The following is a 16,877-nucleotide window of genomic DNA, read 5'->3' on the forward strand; positions in this document are numbered from 1 at the left end:
GATGTGACACCGGAGACGGTGAAAGCGAAACCGGAATGGAGACGTGCGGCGCGGGCAGTTGGGTGCAGGTCAGCGACACACCGCGGTGGCGACGCGCATCAGATCGATGGCTCGCCTCTTTCGGAACTGCCGGGGCTTCCGCATGCCGACGAAGCTAGCCGTACGTCAAAAACCGGTCAAGAAGCGGGCATTGGTTTCGCCGCCACTGCAATGACAGCTTCGTCGGCGCGCCATGTATGCGTAACAAATCAGCGTGGCGGGTGCCGGCCGAGCCCTGTCACCGGCGATCGCTCAGGAACCGTACGGGCGTCGATCGGCGCTTTCTCAGACGACCGGCTCGCCGATTCCCAACAGGTTCCCCTCACTGTCACGGAACCAAGCGGCGCGTTCTCCACGTGCGCCCTTGCTCGGGTAGTTGCCTTCGACGTCGGCGATCCCGTCCCTGGTGCGCAACCCAGGTACATCAACCTCTTCGAACACCACACCGCGCCGTTTGAGCTCCGACACGAGGGTGTCGATGTCGTCGACCTCCCACGCCATCTGGGTGAAGGTTCCGGGAGAGGCACCCGTCGACTGGAACACCACGAAGTCCACGCCGCCGCACCGGTACAGCAGCCCACCGGGCCGTTCGTCCACGGGTTCGAGGCCGAGCCGCTGGGCGTAGAACCGGCGTGCCCGGTCCAGGTTCTGGGCGGGAAGTCTGGTCGCCACGCGTGCCCGGGCCAGCAGGCTCCGGTCGTCTGCGTTCATGTCTTCAGTGTGCCGTGGTTCGGTGGCCGAAGGCCTGACCGACCCGACCACGGTTGAGGGCCGACGTGGGTATGCAAGGGTGCTTCAGGCGTCAACTTCCCTTGGCATACGGAGGACTTCGTGCACCTTCTCCCCCGCTCCTTCCCCGGCTGGACCATAGCCGTCTTCGGTGTTCTCGCCGCCGCCATGGGCGCGGTGGGGCTGATCGCCCCGAACGCCCTGCTCACCCTCATGGGCCTTACATCCGTAGCGGGTACGCGCGCGGAGGCGGACCACACTCTGGCCTTTCTCACCGCCTCCTCCATGGCGGCGCTCAACATGGGCGTGTACTACGTGCTGGCCTCGCTCGCCGACTGGAAGGCATTCTTCCGCTGGACCGTCCCCTTCCGCCTGCTCACCTGCACCGTCTTCACTCTCGCTGTGATCAGCGGCCGAGCGCCGACCGCCTTCCTCGGCGTGGGCCTGTGGGAGGGACTCGGTGCTGTGGCGACGGGTGCGGCCCTCCGCTACGAAAGGCAGCGCACCCCCGCCGAGGTCGACGACCCGGCCGCCGCCTGACGCCGGGCGATCCGCCGCAGACCAGCTGCTTGCCGGACGGCGGCAGCATGGCCGTCACGCCTTATGGGTGGCGGCTGCCGCGAACCGCCGACCGGATCCTGGTCCGCGGGTGCGGCACGTCCCTAGCCTCGGGGCATGGCGACCCTGTGGGACCTCATGCACGACTGCATCCCCGACGACCACGCCCGCCAGGTCACTTCGCGCTATTACCTCGACGAAGTCATGAGCGCGCCGGGCGCGCCGGACCAGGTGGTCGACCTGGGGTGCGGGCGGGGCACATCCGCGGCGCTCTTCAAGAGACACGATCCGAAGGTGCGGTGGCTGGGAGTCGACATCCCCCACTCTCCGGAAGCCACACAGCGCAAACCCGGCGGCGACCCGCTGGTCCACTTCGACGGCATCCACCTGCCCTTCGGCTCGGACAGCGTGCCGCTGATCTACTCGCACCAGGTCTTCGAGCATGTCTCGCGCCCGCGGGACCTGCTGGCGGAGGTCGGCCGGGTGCTGCGGCCGGGCGGGCTGTTCATCGGCAGCACGTCCCAGTTCGAGCCGTACCACTCCTTCAGCCTGTGGAACTACACACCGTACGGTTTCCGGGTGCTGGTCGAGGAGGCCGGGCTCGCCCTGGAGGAGATCCGGCCGTCCCTGGACGGGGTGACGCTGATCATGCGGTCCTACCACGGCGAGCGGAAGACGGAATACGGGCGGTACTGGAACGAGGAGTCCCCGCTCAACGCCGAGATCGACAGTTGGGCGAGGCACACGAGGCGGCGGACGGCCCTGGTGAACCTGCGCAAGCTCACCTTCTGCGGACAGTTCGCGTTCCGGGTCACAAAACCCCAGCGTCGGGTCTGAGGCGGACGGGCCCTGGCCGCAGTTCGCCCCAGGGACTCGGATCGTCAGCTGGACACCAGCAGTTCCGTCCAGTTCCGGGCGACGCGCTCCAGTGAGAACTCCTCCCGCACCTGTGTACGGGCCAGCTCCCCGGCGTCCCGCCAGCCCTCCTCCCCCAGCCCGGCCAGCGCGTTCGCCATCGCCTCCGGGTCCTCGTGGATCCACCGCCGGTCGTAGATCTCGTCCGCCCCCGGCCACGGCAGCAGGGCGGGGACGGCGGCGGAGGCCATGCCCTCGGCCGGGGCGAGGTGGAAGCTCTCGTCGTCGCTGGTGGACAGCACATGTCCGATGCGCCTCAGCCAGCTCGCCACGTCTGCCCCGAACTCGTCGAAGACCACCGCTCCCTCAAGCAGCGGCGAGGTCTGCATGCGGCGCAGCACGGCGTCGTAGTGCGCGCGTTCCTCGGGCTTGTTCCAGATCCACCAGTACTCCCAGGGCGGCTTGGACTTGACCGAGAGATGCCAGCGCCGGTCCCGGGCGCGCAGCGCCTCGAGGACGTCGAGGCCGAGGTCGAGGCGTTTGCGGCTGGGCGCGATACCGATCATGCCCAGGCGGAAGCGGGCGCCGGGCACCTTGGGGCGGTCGAGCTGGTCGGTGTCCACCCAGTTCGGGACGACCGTGACCTTCGACTCCGGCCAGCCCGTGTGCTCCAGGGTGCGGCGGGCGTAGTACGAGCTGACGCAGATCACCGTGTCGACCGCGTCGATGTCGATCTGCCGCGGCCAGGCGGCGTCCAGTTCGAAGCGGTGCAGCCGGACGACGAGCCGGCTGCCCGGCCGCTTGTGACGGCTGTACCAGACGGCGGCCGGACCGCACCACTCGACGACCACCACGTCGGCCCACTCGGCGAGTTCCCGGCTCGCGGCCGGGTCGTGGCGGGCGAGCGCCGGCCAGGCGTCGATGCGTACGTCGAGGCCGGGCAACGCGCGGAAGTGGTCGAGGAGCCGGGTGAGGAACTTCAGGTCGTGGCCCGCGACGCCGACCCGCAGCGGCCGCGGCCGGGCGGCCACGGCGGGCGGTGCCGCGGGGAAGGCCTGGTCGAGCTGGGCGCGCCAGCGATCCGCCGCGGCCTGGAGTGTGTACCGGGCGGCCACGTCCCGGCAGCGGGCGGCGGCAGAACGCCTGACCTCCGGCTCGCGCACGGCACGGGCGATCGCCTCCACCGTGTCGTCGAGTCCGGCCCGCCCGGGCACGTACAGCGGATAGTCGTCGCCGAGCAGCGCCTCGTGGGCGGGCGTGCGGTTGAGGACGACGGGCAGTCCGAGTGCGCCGAACTCCAGGACCTTGGTGGACAGTTCGAGGCTCGCATCGAGGACGGGCTCGCGCCAGCCGAGGCCGAGGTCGCAGTCGGCGGCGATGCGCATGGCCTCCTCGCGCGGCTGCCCTCCGTGGTGTTCGACGCCCGGCGTGCCGTCCAGTGCGCGGGCCATGGCGGCGCGGAAGTCCGGGTGGGTCCGGTCGTCGTGGATCTTGTCCCCGACGGTGTGCAGCTCCGCCCGGATGCTCCGTTCGGCGAGCAGGGACGGCAGCCGGGTCATGGGCAGGGTGTTCCACAGGGGTGCGAACTTGCCGGTGTAGACGAGCCGGAAGGGGTCGTGCGGTCGCTCGTGCTCCGGCACCGGGAAGCCGGGCTCGGGCACCGCGGGCGGGCTGAGCACGCACTTGCCGCAGGCCTCGGGCACCCAGGTCTCCAGCAGACAGCGCAACTCCTCGGTCTGGCACAGCAGTCGCTGGGAGGCGTCGGCGATACGGGCGAGCTCCGCGCGGGCCTCCTCGGTCATCTCGGCGGCCGACTGCGGAATGTCGGTCAGATAGGCCCAGATCCGCCCCCCGAAACGGCCGTCCGCGACCACCCGCGCGACCAGTCTGCGGCCACGCAGCACCAGCAGGTCACAGGGCTCGTCCTCGTCGAGCCGGGCGAGCACCTGCGAGGCCTGCACGGGGGACAGCGGCCGGTCGGCCTGCCCGGGCAGCAGCCGTTCCTCGTACGGACGGACCACCGTGACCCCGGGCAGCCCGGCCAGCGGATCGATCAACCGCTCGGTGCGCACGGGCGCCTTGAGGACGAGCCTGGTCCCACAGCCCGCCCGCGACAGCGCCTGCACCGTCGACTGGGCCCACACCGCGGAGCCGTCGATGAGATTGAGGTCGACATCGCCGTAGACGATGGCGTTCAGCGTCCGGCTCACGATGGCTCCTTCCCGCACCAGGCGAACAGGCGGTGCCCCTGTCGCGCCCACAGCTCGGGCGGCACACCGGATGTCAGCAGTGACCGGCGCACCAGCAGAGGGTGCAGTTCGGGTACGAAGGTGTAGTCGTCGGCGGCGAGTGTGCTGCCCACGGCGTCGGCGCCGGAGTACTCCTGCGCGCACATCAGGTCGAGCAGCAGCGTGCCGGGGCGGTCCTCGGCCGGGTCCGTCCAGTCGGCCACCCACGGTGCGAGGGGCTCGCCGGTGCGTACGGTCACGCCGGCGGCGGTGAGTTCGTCGAGTCCGGTGGGATCGGGGACGACGACCTCGGCCGGCCGGTGCATCTGGCCGAGCACCTGGGCGACGAGCCGGGCGATGTCGGCCCGGTCCCGGGGGGCGGCCAGCACGCAGATGCGGCGTTCGTCCAGCGGATCGGGGGCGCCGATCCGTCGGGCCAGCTCCGACAGGCGGACGCGGGTGCTGTCCGTCCGGAACACCTCGCGCAGTCGCTGTCTGCCGTCCGCGGCCGGGTCCAGGCTCGCGAGCCGCACACCGGTGTCGGTGTCGAGGACGGCGTCCCAGGCGAGCCGCGCGAGTCCGGGGGCCGCCGATGCCGGTCCGTCGCGCCACAGCACGCAGGAGCGGCCCGACGCCCTCGCTTCGGTGAGCAGTTCGGCCAGCTTGCGGTCCAGGTCGGGGGCGAGTCCGGTGCCCGTGAGCGACCAGGGCCCGTCGCCCGTGCAGGCGCTGAGCTGGACTACCAGGGCGTCCGGGTCGGTGCGCTGCACGATCAGCCGCCCGTCGTGCGGGAGCACCCGGTTGACCACGGCGTCCGCCGCGAAGCCGGCGGCGGTGGAGTCGGTGAGCACGCCCGCGATCACCAACCGGTCGCGGGGTGTGGAGGCGAACGCGCGGTGGGCGAGGTGGAGCCTCCCGTCCGGTGCCGCCTCCCGCGCCGCCTCCGGCGCGGTGTGCGGGGGCGCGGGACGTGTGCGGGCCCGCCCCCGCCACAGGCCGTACAACTCCCGTGGCAGCCGTGCCGCCCCGCGCCGGGGCGACCGCGCCGCCGACACCAGCGCCCTGCCCACCCGCAGCGAGGTCGAGCCCTCCAGCATGGCCACGCGTGCCTCGAGCACGCCGATGCGTTCCCGGGCGCCGCGCAGCGTGGCCGCCAGTTGCTCCTTCTCCCGTACGGCGGCGGCGAGCCGCTCGGCGAGCCCGTCCTGGTGGGCAGGACCCCGGGCGCCTTCCGCCTCCTCGAGGGTGTGTTCCAGGTCCAGCATCCGGGCCCGCAGCGACCGTGAGACCAGGTCGGCGAGGACGTACTCGTCGGCGATCCGCAGCGCGGTGGCGAAGCCCTCCGACGGGACGGGACGGCCGAACCAGTCGTACGGCGGCAGGAGTTCGTCGGTGCGGGCGAACACCGCACCCGCGTGCAGGTGCACGTAGTCCAGCGGTGCGGCGCGCAGCACCTGGCAGTGGTGGGCCACCAGAGCCTCGAGGATCCGGTGGTAGGGCAGTTCGGGCCCTCGGTGGCCGAAGACGATCAGGCCGCGGCCGCCGGGGCGCATGCGTTGCAGTACGGCGAGACAGTCGGCCTCGGTGCCGTGCAGCTCGGGATCGGGGCCGTAGGACAGAAGTACCAACTCCCCCTCCCCCACGGTCCGTTCGCCATGGTGCAGGGCGACACCATCGGGGAGGTGGAGGTAGGGCTCCAGGTTGAGCCCGCCGTCGGTCGCGTCCACGACGGTGGTGACGCCGTCGAGGTGGGGGTGGAGCAGATCGGTCAGGCGCATCAGCGGGTCCTTGTGAAGACGTGGAAGCCGACCTCGTTCTCGCGGAAGCCGTACGGGGTGAACAGGGTGTGTCGCAGGCCGAGGCGTTCGAGCTCGTCGGCGTACTCGGCGGTCGGGCGGTGCAGGATGTAGTCGCCGCGGGGTCTGCGTGTCCCGGTGTCCTCGTCGGTGAGGATCAGCCGTCCGGTGATCCTCACCAGGGAGGCGAGGTTGCGCAGGCCCGCCGCCCACTCCTGGTCGTCGAGGACATGGAAGAGGACGTCGACGCAGAGCACGACGTCGTACGGCCAGGGGCTGCGCCACTCGTCCAGGGCGGCGACGGCGTAGCGCGGACCGCCGCCCTCGGCGCGGGCGTGCGCGACGGCCTCCTCGCTCGCGTCGAAGGCGTCGACGCGGTGTCCGCACCGGGCCAGGGCGCGGGCGAAGTGTCCCTTGCCGCAGCCCGCGTCGAGCACGAACAGCGGGGCCGACTCGTCGGCCAGGTCGCCGATCAGGGGGAGCAGGGTGCCGAGCCGCAGCGCGTAGAAGATCTCGTTGCCCGCGCGGTCCAGACCGATGTGCCCGCCGGATGCGAGGTCGTCGTGCGCGCGGTGGCGGCTGTCCCAGTAGGTGCGCGTGCGGTCAGACATGGTGGTCCAGCCAGCGGGTGACGACGGCGGCGATCCGGGCGCCCGCCCGTCCGTCCCAGAGCGGGGGGCCCTCTTCGGGTGCCGGCTGCCCGCCGTCCAGCACCTTGCGCAGGGCGGGCACCAGCTCGCGGTGTCCGACGAGCCGGTTGGTGCCATGGGTCAGCGTGACCGGGCGCTCCGTCGTGGTGCGCAGGGTCAGGCAGGGCACGCCCAGGACGGTGGTCTCCTCCTGTACGCCGCCCGAGTCGGTGATCACAGCGGCGGCTCCACGCACCAGGCTCATGAACTCGACGTAGCCGAGCGGTTCGAGGATGTGGACGCCCGGTGCGCCGTCGAGGCCCGCGGCGCCGAGTGCCGCCCGGCCCCGCGGGTGCAGTGGCACGGCGAGGTCGACGAGCCGGGCCGCCTCGGTCAGGGCGCGGGCGGCCGCCTTGGCCGCCTCGGGGTCGTCGACGTTGGCGGGACGGTGCAGCGTGACCACGCCGTAGGTCTCGGGCAGCCCGCACGCGGCACGGGCGGCGGCCGGATCGAAGTGGTCCAGATGGCTGAGCAGGGTGTCGATCATGGGGTTGCCGACGAGATGGACGCGACCGGGGTCGGTGCCCTCCCGGGCGAGATGGCCGACCGCCTCGGGGCTGGTGACGAACAGCAGCTCGGCCAGCTGGTCGACCAGACGCCGGTTGATCTCCTCCGGCATAGCCATGTCGAAGCTGCGCAGGCCGGCCTCCACATGGGCGACGGGCATCCCCAGCTTGGCGGCGACGAGGGCGGCGGCGAGCGTCGAGTTGACGTCTCCGTACACCATCACGAGGGCGGGATCCCGCGCGGACAGCTCGCCCTCCAGGGCGATGAGCAGGTCGGCCGTCTGCCGGGCGTGGCTACCGGAGCCGACGCCGAGATCGGTGTCCGGTTCGGGCAGACCGAGTTGCCGGAAGAAGATGTCCGACATCCGTTCGTCGTAGTGCTGACCGGTGTGCACGAGGACCTGGTCGCAGCCCGCCGTGCGCAGCGCGGCGACGACCGGCGCGGCCTTGACGAAGTTCGGTCGGGTGCCGACGACGTGGAGTACGCGGCCGTTCATGTCGTACGTTCTCCGCTCTTTCCGCCTAATGTGGCGGCATGTCGTGCCATATCCCCCGTGCACTCAGTCTGGCCGCATCCGTGGCGTGGGGCGAACTGCGCCACGACCCCGTCCGGGCGGCGCTGCTCGGGGTACGGCTGCTGCCGCCGCCCGTGCGGCGCCGGGTACTGCCGCTCGAACGGCGGCTCGCGACCCGCGCCCGGACGGCCGGGCCGACCGCTGCTCCGTCCGGGGGGCGGGTGCCCGCCCCGCCCGCCCGTACGGTCCGGCCCGTGCCGGGTCGGGTGCTTCATCTGGTGACCAACGGGTTGCCGTTCAAGCACGCCGGCTACACCGTGCGCACCCAGAAGATCGCCGAGGCGCAGCGGGCGGCCGGACTCGATCCGCACGTCGTGACGCGCATCGGCTTCCCGGTGGCGCAGGGGGTGCTGGACGTCGGCCCGCTGCAGACGGTGGGCGGCGTGCCGCAGCACCGGCTGCTGCCGCCATGGCTGCCGTACGGGCAGGCCGCGGTGCTGGCCCGCAACGCCGAGCTGGCGGGCCGGCTGGTGGAGCGGCTCAGGCCCGCCGTGCTGCACCCGGCCACCGACCACGGCAACGGGCGGGTGGCGCTGGCCCTGCGCGAGGCCTACGGGCTGCCGGTGGTCTACGAGGTGCGCGGCTTCCTGGAGGACACCTGGCTGACGCAGGCCCCGGGGCGGACCTGTGACGACCCGACGTACCGGGCCCGGCGCGACCTGGAGACGCACTGCATGCGCGAGGCGGACATGGTGCTGACGCTGGGCGCGGCGATGAAGGCGGAGATCGTGGCGCGCGGGGTGCCCGAGGAGCGGGTCCTGATCGTGCCGAATGCGGTGGACGAGGAGTTCCTGGCCCCGCTGCCGGACGGGGCGCCGCTGCGGGCCCGGCTCGGCATCGCGCCGGACGATCTCGTCGTCGGCACGGTCAGCAGTCTTACTCCACACGAGGGAATCGGCACATTGCTCCATGCGGGTGCCGAGCTGAGGCGTCGCGGCGTGCCGCTGCGGCTGCTGATCGTGGGTGACGGGCCGGAGCGCGCGGCGCTGCAGCGGCTGGCCGGCCGGCTCGGTCTTGCCGACGGGACGGCCCTGTTCACCGGTCGGGTGCCGCATGCCCGAGTGCGGGATTTCCATGCGGTGCTGGACGTGTTCGCGGTGCCGCGCACCGATGAGCGCGTCTGCCGGCTGGTGACGCCGCTCAAGCCGGTCGAGGCGATGGCGAGCGGCCTGCCGGTGGCCGCCAGTGATCTCCCGGCACTCAGAGAGCTGGTCAAGCCGGGAGTCACGGGACAGCTCATTCCGGATGGATCTCCACAGGCTTGGGCAGAAGTAATCGAAATCCTCCTTTACAGTCGAAAGCGGTCCGAATGGGGAGCGGCCGCACGCGAGATCGTCGCGCGCGACCGCACCTGGACGCGGGTCGCCTCGACGACCCGCGAGGCGTACCGCGCCCTCGGCTGCCTCTGAGGCACGAGCCCGGACCGTCCACAACCTCAGATCCGTGTCCACCGCGGGGCGAGGAGAATCCCTATGCAGGGCGACCAGACCGAACCGCTCGGGGACGAGAGCGAACAGCTCGGGGAAGTTCACCAGGCCGGCACCGTCGAACTCGCGGTGATCGGGCTCGGCTACGTCGGGCTGCCGCTCGCGCGGGAGGCGGCGACGGTCGGCCTGAGAGTCGTGGGTCTCGACCGGGACCCCCGCGTGGTGGCGGGGCTCAACGCCGGACGCTCCCACATCGACGACGTGTCCGACGACGACGTCCGCCGGATGCTGGCGGCTGGCTTCACCGCGTCCACCGACGACGGCTGCCTGGCCCGCGCCCAGACCGTGGTGATCTGCGTGCCGACCCCGCTCAACGGGGACGGCGGGCCCGATCTCAGCGCCGTCACGGCCGCCGTCCACGCGGTGGCGGGCCGGCTGCGGCCCGGACAGCTCGTCGTCCTGGAGTCCACCACCTATCCGGGCACCACCGAAGAAGTCGTACGACCGCTGCTGGAAGGGGCGTCCGGGCTGCGGGCCGGAGCGGACTTCGCCCTCGCCTTCTCGCCGGAGCGCATCGACCCCGGCACCACCGGGCACGGGCTGCGCGACACACCCAAGGTGGTCGGCGGCTGCACCCCGTCGTGCGCGGCGCGCGCGGCCGCCTTCTACGGCAAGCTCGTCGACACGGTCGTCCAGGCGAAGGGCACCCGCGAGGCCGAGATGGCCAAGCTGCTGGAGAACACCTACCGGCACGTGAACATCGCCCTCGTCAACGAACTCGCCGTCATCAGCCATGAGCTGGGCGTCGACCTGTGGGACGCGATCCGCTGCGCGAGCACCAAGCCGTTCGGCTTCCAGGCGTTCCGGCCGGGCGCCGGAGTCGGCGGACACTGCATTCCCATCGACCCGAACTACCTGTCGTACAAGGTGCGTTCCTCGCTCGGCTACGAGTTCCGGTTCGTCGAACTGGCCCAGGAGATCAACCGGCGGATGCCGGAGTACGTCGTACGCCGCGCCCAGGACCTCCTCAACACCGCCGGCCGGCCCCTGCACGGCTCCCGCGTGCTGCTGCTCGGGGTCACCTACAAGCCCGACGTCGCCGACCAGCGGGAGACCCCGGCCGTGCCGGTGGCCCGGCTGTTGCGGCAGCGGAAGGCCGAGGTCTCGTTCCACGACCCCCATGTCCGCGAGTGGAGCGTCGACGACGTGCCCGTCCCCCGCGTCGACGACCTGATGGCCGCCCTGCGCGACCACGACCTGACCATCCTGCTCCAGGACCACTCCTCCTACGACCTGCCCGCCCTCTCCGACGCGGCCCGCCTGCTGTTCGACACCCGGGGGCGGATATTCCGGCCCGGGGTCGAGGTGCTGTAGCGGGCCCTGTCCGAGCGCGGAGCCGAAAGGTGCTGCTCTGATGCGGATACTCGTGGTCACCGTCGTCCACCATCCCGAGGATGCGCGGATACTGCACCGGGAGATCGCCGCCCTGACGGAGCGCGGCCACCGGGTCGTGTACGCCGCGCCGTTCACCGCCCGCGGGGTGGAACCACGCCCGGATGTCGAGGGCGTGGACCTCCCCCGAGCCGCCGGACGCGACCGCCGGGCGGCGCTGCGCGCGGCGCGTGCCCTGCTGGCCGAGCGCGGACCGGAGGCGGACGTGGTGCTGCTGCACGACCCGGAACTGCTGCTCGCCCTGCCCGGCACACTGCGCCGGTGGCGGCGCGGCGGCCGGGCCCCGGTGACCGTGTGGGACGTGCACGAGGACACGGCGGCGGCACTGGCGATGAAGCGCTGGGTTCCGGCGGCCCTGCGACCGCCGCTGAAGGTGGCGGTACGGGCGGCGGAGCGTCTGGCCGAGCGGCACGTGCGGCTGCTGCTCGCCGAGGACGCCTACCAGGCGCGTTTCCGCCGGCCGCATCCCGTCGTACCGAACCTCGCGACCGTACCGCCCGAGCCGCCGGAGCCGCCCGGCACGGACCGGGTCGTCTATCTGGGGCATCTGTCCCGGGCACGCGGCGCGCTCGACCTCATCGAGACGGCCAGGCTGCTCGGGCCGGACGTACGGGTCGAGGTGACGGGGGCGGCCGACCACGACGTGCAAGGCGCGCTCACCGAGGCCGACCGCGACGGCGTCCTGCGCTGGCACGGCTACCTGCCCAACGACCGTGCCCTCGCCCTGCTCTCCGGCGCCCTGGCCGGCCTGTCCCTCCTGCACGACCAGCCCAACTACCGTCACTCACGGCCCACCAAGGTCGTCGAGTACATGGCCCACGGCGTCCCCGTCGTGACCACACCGATTCCCCTGGCGGCCGGCCTGGTGCTGCAGCACCGCTGCGGCCTCCTCGTCCCGTACGAGAACCCGGCGGCAACCGCGGACGCGGTACGGCGGCTGCGCGCGGACGCGCAGCTGCGCCTGGGCACCGCCGAACGCGGCCGCGCAGCGGCGCTGGCCGAGCTCGACTGGACCGAGCGGGCAGCCGAGTTCACGGGCCGACTGGAGACATGGGCGAAGGAGGCGACCGCCGACCGGGACACACGCCCGCCTGCGGTCGCCGCGGAGGGCACGGCTCGTCCCGCCTGACAGCGTCGTCACCCGGCATACGCGCAGGTCCACGCCGACATTCCCTGCAGGGCCGCCAGGCGTTTGGCCACAATGATCTGCTCTTTGCGAGTGGCCAGGTCGGCACGCGGGGCGTACTTCAGACCGCCGGCCGCAACCCAACTCGACTGCCTGAACTGCAGGCCGCCGTAATGGCCGTTTCCGGTGTTCGCCTTCCAGTTGCCCCCGGACTCGCAAGCGGCGATGGCGTCCCAGTCGGCCCCGGACCGAATGGACGGCACGGCCTCCGCTCTGGTTGTGATGCCCAGTAAAACGGCGGCCGTCACAACGACGAGTGCGGTACCCGCCCTGGGGCGGCGGCAGTTGCGAGCGTTGATCAGTTCAGCGTTTCGCGATGAGATCATATGCAGACTGTCGCACCACGTGACGGAGAGTCCCGGCGTGCGACACGGGTTCGTACGCCAGACGGCCTCAGTCGGGACGTCGACGGACTCACCGCGCCGACGTGGCCGGTCCGGACCACACGGCCCTTCGGAGACCACGGTCGAAACGGTTGTCGGCACCCACCCTCCGAGCGACGATGTCCCCAGCCCATCGTCCCGTGGGAGGCCACGTTGACCGATCATCCGTGGGTGGCCCTGGAACCAGGGGCCGACCCTGCCGAGCGCGTCCGCATCCTGCAACGGGCCCACGAGACTTTCACCGAGGTCGGCACGGTCCCGCGGCCGGTGCGTGGCGTAGTGGCCGACTCATGGCGTCGCTCGGTGCGGGCCGGCGTCAGGCCGGACGACACCGCGAGCATCGAACTGACGGACAGTGACCTCGGTGCCTACCGGGCCGAGCATCCTCTGGCACGCGTGATGCCGCTGTTCCGGGAGCTCATGGGAACATTCGCCTCCGACGGTCGGCATCTCCTCGCGGTGTGCGACGTACACGGCAGGCTGCTGTGGGTCGAGGGCCATGAATCGACCCGGAGACAGGCGGGGCAGATGAACTTCGTGCCGGGTGCGCGGTGGGCGGAGAGCGCCGTCGGAACGAACGCGCCGGGCACGGCGGTCGCCATGAACCGCCCGGTACAGGTGTTCGCAGCCGAGCACTTCACCCGGCGCGTGCAGCCGTGGACCTGCGCGGCCGCCCCCGTGCACGACCCGCGCACGGGGCGAGTGCTCGGCGCCGTGGACATCACCGGCGGGGACGGCCTCGCGCACCCGCACAGCCTGGGCTTCGTCCAGGCCGTGGCACGAGCGGCGGAGTCCCAGCTGGCGCTGCTCGCCCCGGAACGGCCAGGCGCCCGCGGGCCAGAACTGGCCGTACTGGGCCGCGACGAGGCGCTGTTGACGACAGGCGGCCGGAGGATCCGGCTCAGCCGTCGGCACAGCGAGATCCTCGTCCTGCTCTCCCGCCACCCGGAAGGCCTGACCGGCCAGGAGCTGCTCTGTGCCCTGTACGAGGACGAGTCCGTGACGCCGGTGACGCTGCGCGCCGAACTCGCCCGGCTACGTCAGGTGCTCGGCCCCGAACTGCTGGCGTCACGCCCGTACCGGCTCACGACACCCCTCGAATCGGACGTCGCCGTCGTCGAACGTCAGCTGGCGGCCGGCGCGGTCACCTACGCCCTGACGGCCTATGCAGGTCCGCTCCTCCCCGCCTCTCAGGCGCCGGCGGTGGTACGGCACAGGCGACGTCTCGCCGACGGCCTGCGCGCGGCACTGATCGCCCGCCGCGATCCCGACCTGCTGGCCAACTGGGCCCACGCGCCCTGGGGCGAGGACGACCTCGACGTGTGGCGGGCGCTGGCCACGGCCCGCCCGACTGCGGCGGTCCGGGCCCGCGTGTCCGCACTTGAATCGGAGCTGGCAGCGCCCAACGGCTGGGAAAACTCCTAGAAACCGGCGAACAGCCCCGGGTCCCTCTTCGCGGATCTGCACCCCGGGTGCCGGTCGTGAGTAACACTCCACGCAGCACAGCCGCAACGTGGATGCAACGTCCGCTCTCCTAGCCTCCGGCGCAGAGCTGCCCAACGGCGGGCAGCGCTGCTGAAGGAGGCCAGTCCAGCATGACCCGTTACGCGGCGCCCGGAAGCGAGGGCGCGATCGTCTCCTACCAGTCGCGCTACGACCACTTCATCGGCGGGGAGTACGTACCCCCGGTCAAGGGTCAGTACTTCGAGAACCCGAGTCCGGTGAACGGGCAACCGTTCACCGAGGTGGCGCGCGGCACCGCGGAGGACGTCGAGGCGGCGCTCGACGCGGCGCATGCGGCCGCGCCCGGCTGGGGCCGTCTGTCGGCGACCGAGCGATCCGACATCCTGCTGAAGATCGCCGACCGCATGGAGGCCCACCTGGAGCCGCTGGCAGTCGCGGAGAGCTGGGAGAACGGCAAGCCCGTACGGGAGACCCTCGCGGCCGACATCCCGCTGGCCATCGACCACTTCCGCTACTTCGCCGGCGCCGTGCGCGCTCAGGAGGGCTCGCTCAGCGAGGTCGACGACGACACGGTCGCCTACCACTTCCACGAGCCGCTGGGCGTGGTCGCCCAGATCATCCCGTGGAACTTCCCCATTCTGATGGCGGCGTGGAAGCTCGCGCCCGCCCTCGCCGCAGGCAACGCGGTCGTCCTCAAGCCCGCCGAGCAGACCCCGGTCTCCATCCACTACTGGCTGAGCCTGGTCGCCGACCTGCTCCCACCGGGCGTGCTGAACATCGTCAACGGCTTCGGCCCCGAGGCCGGAAAGCCGCTCGCGTCCAGCCCCCGGGTGGCGAAGGTCGCCTTCACCGGCGAGACGTCCACGGGACGGCTGATCATGCAGTACGCGGCGGAGAACCTGAAGCCGGTCACGCTGGAGCTGGGCGGCAAGTCGCCGAACATCTTCTTCGACGACGTGTGGGAGAAGGACGACGAGCTGCGCGACAAGGCCCTCGAAGGGTTCACGATGTTCGCGCTGAACCAGGGCGAGGTGTGCACATGCCCCTCCCGCGGCTTGATCCAGCGCGGCAACTACCCGGACTTCCTGGCCGCGGCGGTCGCCCGCACCGAGCTGATCAAGCCCGGGCACCCGCTCGACACCGACACGATGATCGGCGCCCAGGCGTCCGGTGACCAGCTGGCGAAGATCCTCTCCTACATCGACATCGGCAGGCAGGAAGGCGCCCGGGTGCTCACGGGCGGTGAACGCGCCGAGTACGACGGCGACTTGAAGGGCGGCTACTACGTGCAGCCGACCATCTTCGAAGGCGACAACCGCATGCGGGTCTTCCAGGAGGAGATCTTCGGGCCCGTCGTGTCGGTGGCCTCGTTCGACGACTTCGACGATGCGATCAAGATCGCCAACGACACGTCGTACGGCCTCGGGGCGGGCGTGTGGACCCGCGACATCAACACGGCCTACCGCGCGGGCCGGGCCATCCAGGCAGGCCGCGTCTGGACCAACTGCTACCACGCCTACCCCGCGCACGCCGCGTTCGGCGGGTACAAGCAGTCCGGGATCGGCCGGGAGACGCACAAGATGATGCTCGACCACTATCAGCAGACGAAGAATCTGCTGGTGAGCTACTCGCCGAAGAAGCTGGGATTCTTCTAGACGCACGAAAAAGGGCGCCTGACCTGGCCTTTTACCCGTCAGGCGCCTGTCGCCCCGCCGATTCACGGCTGGGCTCGGTTTGCACACTAACTCCCAATTCCTCCCACGGCTATACCGTCCCTGACCAGTACTTCCGGACCAGTCACGGACCAGAATCCTTGAATCAGCCCTCAGATGCCGCGCCCTGGCTGACGCGCCCCCACTCCTGCATGGACTGCTCGATGAGGCGGTTCGCCTGTTCTCGCACCCCGCCGAGGAACTTGGCGTAGTGACGGAAGAGAACCTCGATGCTCTGGCCGGCGCGGCGAGCGCATTCGGCTGGATCCACACCGGAGTAGAGCCAGAACGAGATCCCGGCATGCCGGAGGTCGTACGGCCGTTTGGCCAGGCCCGATGTGCGCTCCGTCCGAGTCAGAGCGCGTTCCCGCGCCCGCGCCCACGCCCACGCCCACGCCCACGCCCACGTCGTACCGTACGCCGCAGCGTCCACGTAGTTGCCAGCTTCGTTACGGAACACTCGGCCGTCAGGTGCCACGCCGAAGCGGTCAAGATGAGCCCGCAACATGCGTACGAACTGCGGCGGGATCGGGACAGGACGCGTCGCGGTTGCCGCACGGCGCTTGAGCGAATGCACCTCGTGCACCTTCCCGTCGTCAGTCCACTCCTTGCCAGACGTGACGACCCCGCCCGAGAGGTTGAGCATCCCCCACCCGGTCCTCGGCAAGTGGCATTGCTCGATACGGAGGTGGATAACTTCTGCAGGCCGCTCGATGTCCGATCCGGACAACGAAGGCCACTCCGGGTACCGCATCGACCAGATCGCCGCGCTCGCCGACGCCTCGCTGACCCGCTACCGGCCCAACGTGGTGACGCTGCACATCGGTACCAACGACCTCCAAGGAGCCTCCGAGGTCGACAGCGCCATCGCCCGGCTGAGGTCGCTGGTCAACCAGATCACCGCCGACGTCCCCGACGCCACCGTCCTCGTCGCCTCCCTGGTCGTGTCCACCAGCAGCTCGGAGGAGCGGTTCCGGGGCACGTACAACCAGGCCACCCGGCAAATCGTCAGCGACGCGCAGGCCGCGGGCAAACGCGTCGCGTTCGTCGACATGAGCAGTCTGACCACGGCCGACCTGGCCGACCCCCTGCATCCCAACGACTCGGGCTACCAGAAGATGGCCGACGCCTTCCACCGTGGTGTCCAGTCCGCGGACAGCGCCGGGTGGCTGAAGAACCCCGCCCCCGCCCCCGCCCGCGTGCAGTCCGGCATCGCCGGCAAGTGCATGGACGTCAACGGTGCCGGCACCGCCGACGGGACCGCCGTCCAGACGTGGA

At 71.3% G+C, this 16,877-nt stretch carries 15 protein-coding genes; 8 read left to right on the plus strand and 7 right to left on the minus strand.

Features of this window, described 5'->3' with window-relative positions; genetic code table 11:
* Nucleotides 1–324: 324 nt before the first annotated feature.
* Nucleotides 325–750 carry a VOC family protein gene (locus ACFVJQ_RS31705; protein WP_385513841.1) on the minus strand — a complete coding sequence of 142 codons (426 nt, stop codon included), beginning with the start codon at nt 748–750 and terminating at the stop codon, nt 325–327.
* 120 nt (nt 751–870) lie between these two features.
* Here ACFVJQ_RS31705 and ACFVJQ_RS31710 point away from each other — a divergent pair, with 120 nt between their 5' ends.
* Together ACFVJQ_RS31710 and ACFVJQ_RS31715 are read left to right on the plus strand one after the other, a co-directional pair.
* Nucleotides 871–1,308 (plus strand): hypothetical protein, encoded by a 438-nt coding sequence (locus ACFVJQ_RS31710; RefSeq protein WP_385513840.1) that lies wholly within the window; start codon nt 871–873, stop codon nt 1,306–1,308.
* 135 nt (nt 1,309–1,443) lie between these two features.
* Nucleotides 1,444–2,163, plus strand: a complete 720-nt coding sequence (locus tag ACFVJQ_RS31715; protein ID WP_385788994.1) for a class I SAM-dependent methyltransferase — start codon at nt 1,444–1,446, stop codon at nt 2,161–2,163.
* Nucleotides 2,164–2,207: 44 nt separating this feature from the next.
* On the opposite strand, the gene ACFVJQ_RS31720 is transcribed toward ACFVJQ_RS31715, so the two are convergent.
* From ACFVJQ_RS31720 to wecB, 4 genes are read right to left on the minus strand one after another with little or no spacing between them, the layout of a single operon-like run.
* Nucleotides 2,208–4,391 (minus strand): glycosyltransferase, encoded by a 2,184-nt coding sequence (locus tag ACFVJQ_RS31720; protein WP_385788996.1) that lies wholly within the window; start codon nt 4,389–4,391, stop codon nt 2,208–2,210.
* Nucleotides 4,388–6,187 carry a hypothetical protein gene (locus tag ACFVJQ_RS31725; RefSeq protein WP_385788998.1) on the minus strand — a complete coding sequence of 600 codons (1,800 nt, stop codon included), beginning with the start codon at nt 6,185–6,187 and terminating at the stop codon, nt 4,388–4,390. Before ACFVJQ_RS31725 ends, ACFVJQ_RS31720 begins: the two co-directional genes overlap by 4 nt.
* Complete coding sequence (locus ACFVJQ_RS31730; RefSeq protein ID WP_385789000.1) at nt 6,187–6,816, minus strand: class I SAM-dependent methyltransferase; 630 nt, start codon at nt 6,814–6,816, stop codon at nt 6,187–6,189. Before ACFVJQ_RS31730 ends, ACFVJQ_RS31725 begins: the two co-directional genes overlap by 1 nt.
* Nucleotides 6,809–7,897 (minus strand): non-hydrolyzing UDP-N-acetylglucosamine 2-epimerase, encoded by a 1,089-nt coding sequence (wecB, locus tag ACFVJQ_RS31735; protein WP_385789002.1) that lies wholly within the window; start codon nt 7,895–7,897, stop codon nt 6,809–6,811. The genes ACFVJQ_RS31730 and wecB overlap by 8 nt, the downstream gene beginning before the upstream one ends.
* Nucleotides 7,898–7,935: 38 nt before the next feature.
* Between wecB and ACFVJQ_RS31740 the strand changes: the two genes are divergently transcribed.
* From ACFVJQ_RS31740 to ACFVJQ_RS31750, 3 genes are all read left to right on the plus strand, one after another.
* Nucleotides 7,936–9,384 (plus strand): glycosyltransferase family 4 protein, encoded by a 1,449-nt coding sequence (locus tag ACFVJQ_RS31740; protein ID WP_385789004.1) that lies wholly within the window; start codon nt 7,936–7,938, stop codon nt 9,382–9,384.
* Between the two features lie 63 nt (nt 9,385–9,447).
* Nucleotides 9,448–10,776, plus strand: a complete 1,329-nt coding sequence (locus tag ACFVJQ_RS31745) for a nucleotide sugar dehydrogenase (protein WP_385789006.1) — start codon at nt 9,448–9,450, stop codon at nt 10,774–10,776.
* Nucleotides 10,777–10,816: 40 nt separating this feature from the next.
* Nucleotides 10,817–11,983 carry a glycosyltransferase gene (locus ACFVJQ_RS31750; protein ID WP_385789008.1) on the plus strand — a complete coding sequence of 389 codons (1,167 nt, stop codon included), beginning with the start codon at nt 10,817–10,819 and terminating at the stop codon, nt 11,981–11,983.
* Nucleotides 11,984–11,991: 8 nt separating this feature from the next.
* On the opposite strand, the gene ACFVJQ_RS31755 is transcribed toward ACFVJQ_RS31750, so the two are convergent.
* Nucleotides 11,992–12,366 (minus strand): transglycosylase family protein, encoded by a 375-nt coding sequence (locus ACFVJQ_RS31755; RefSeq protein ID WP_385513831.1) that lies wholly within the window; start codon nt 12,364–12,366, stop codon nt 11,992–11,994.
* Nucleotides 12,367–12,576: 210 nt separating this feature from the next.
* Between ACFVJQ_RS31755 and ACFVJQ_RS31760 the strand changes: the two genes are divergently transcribed.
* Both ACFVJQ_RS31760 and ACFVJQ_RS31765 read left to right on the plus strand, forming a co-directional pair.
* On the plus strand, nt 12,577–13,848 hold the full coding sequence (locus tag ACFVJQ_RS31760; RefSeq protein ID WP_385789011.1) for a GAF domain-containing protein: 1,272 nt from the start codon (nt 12,577–12,579) through the stop codon (nt 13,846–13,848).
* 170 nt (nt 13,849–14,018) lie between these two features.
* Entirely contained in the window at nt 14,019–15,542 is a 1,524-nt protein-coding gene (locus tag ACFVJQ_RS31765; protein ID WP_385789013.1) for an aldehyde dehydrogenase family protein, read from the plus strand.
* A gap of 163 nt (nt 15,543–15,705) precedes the next feature.
* On the opposite strand, the gene ACFVJQ_RS31770 is transcribed toward ACFVJQ_RS31765, so the two are convergent.
* The gene (locus tag ACFVJQ_RS31770; RefSeq protein ID WP_385789015.1) at nt 15,706–16,032 is read right to left on the minus strand and encodes a hypothetical protein; all 327 of its coding nucleotides are present in this window, start codon (nt 16,030–16,032) and stop codon (nt 15,706–15,708) included.
* Between the two features lie 280 nt (nt 16,033–16,312).
* On the opposite strand from ACFVJQ_RS31770, the gene ACFVJQ_RS31775 reads away from it, so the two are divergent.
* Nucleotides 16,313–16,877 (plus strand): GDSL-type esterase/lipase family protein (locus ACFVJQ_RS31775; protein WP_385789017.1); only part of this gene is annotated, 565 nt, incomplete at its 3' end.

Source organism: Streptomyces sp. NPDC127197 (assembly GCF_042672405.1).
GTDB lineage: Bacteria > Actinomycetota > Actinomycetes > Streptomycetales > Streptomycetaceae > Streptomyces > Streptomyces flavusporus.

Coding starts and splice junctions, on each gene's coding strand:
- ACFVJQ_RS31740 (WP_385789004.1), top strand. CDS start 7,936: ATGTCGTGCCATATCCCCCGTGCACTCAGTCTGGCCGCATCCGTGGCG.
- ACFVJQ_RS31705 (WP_385513841.1), bottom strand. CDS start 750: ATGAACGCAGACGACCGGAGCCTGCTGGCCCGGGCACGCGTGGCGACC.
- ACFVJQ_RS31715 (WP_385788994.1), top strand. CDS start 1,444: ATGGCGACCCTGTGGGACCTCATGCACGACTGCATCCCCGACGACCAC.
- ACFVJQ_RS31730 (WP_385789000.1), bottom strand. CDS start 6,816: ATGTCTGACCGCACGCGCACCTACTGGGACAGCCGCCACCGCGCGCAC.
- wecB (WP_385789002.1), bottom strand. CDS start 7,897: ATGAACGGCCGCGTACTCCACGTCGTCGGCACCCGACCGAACTTCGTC.
- ACFVJQ_RS31765 (WP_385789013.1), top strand. CDS start 14,019: ATGACCCGTTACGCGGCGCCCGGAAGCGAGGGCGCGATCGTCTCCTAC.
- ACFVJQ_RS31745 (WP_385789006.1), top strand. CDS start 9,448: ATGCAGGGCGACCAGACCGAACCGCTCGGGGACGAGAGCGAACAGCTC.
- ACFVJQ_RS31750 (WP_385789008.1), top strand. CDS start 10,817: ATGCGGATACTCGTGGTCACCGTCGTCCACCATCCCGAGGATGCGCGG.
- ACFVJQ_RS31725 (WP_385788998.1), bottom strand. CDS start 6,187: ATGCGCCTGACCGATCTGCTCCACCCCCACCTCGACGGCGTCACCACC.
- ACFVJQ_RS31755 (WP_385513831.1), bottom strand. CDS start 12,366: ATGATCTCATCGCGAAACGCTGAACTGATCAACGCTCGCAACTGCCGC.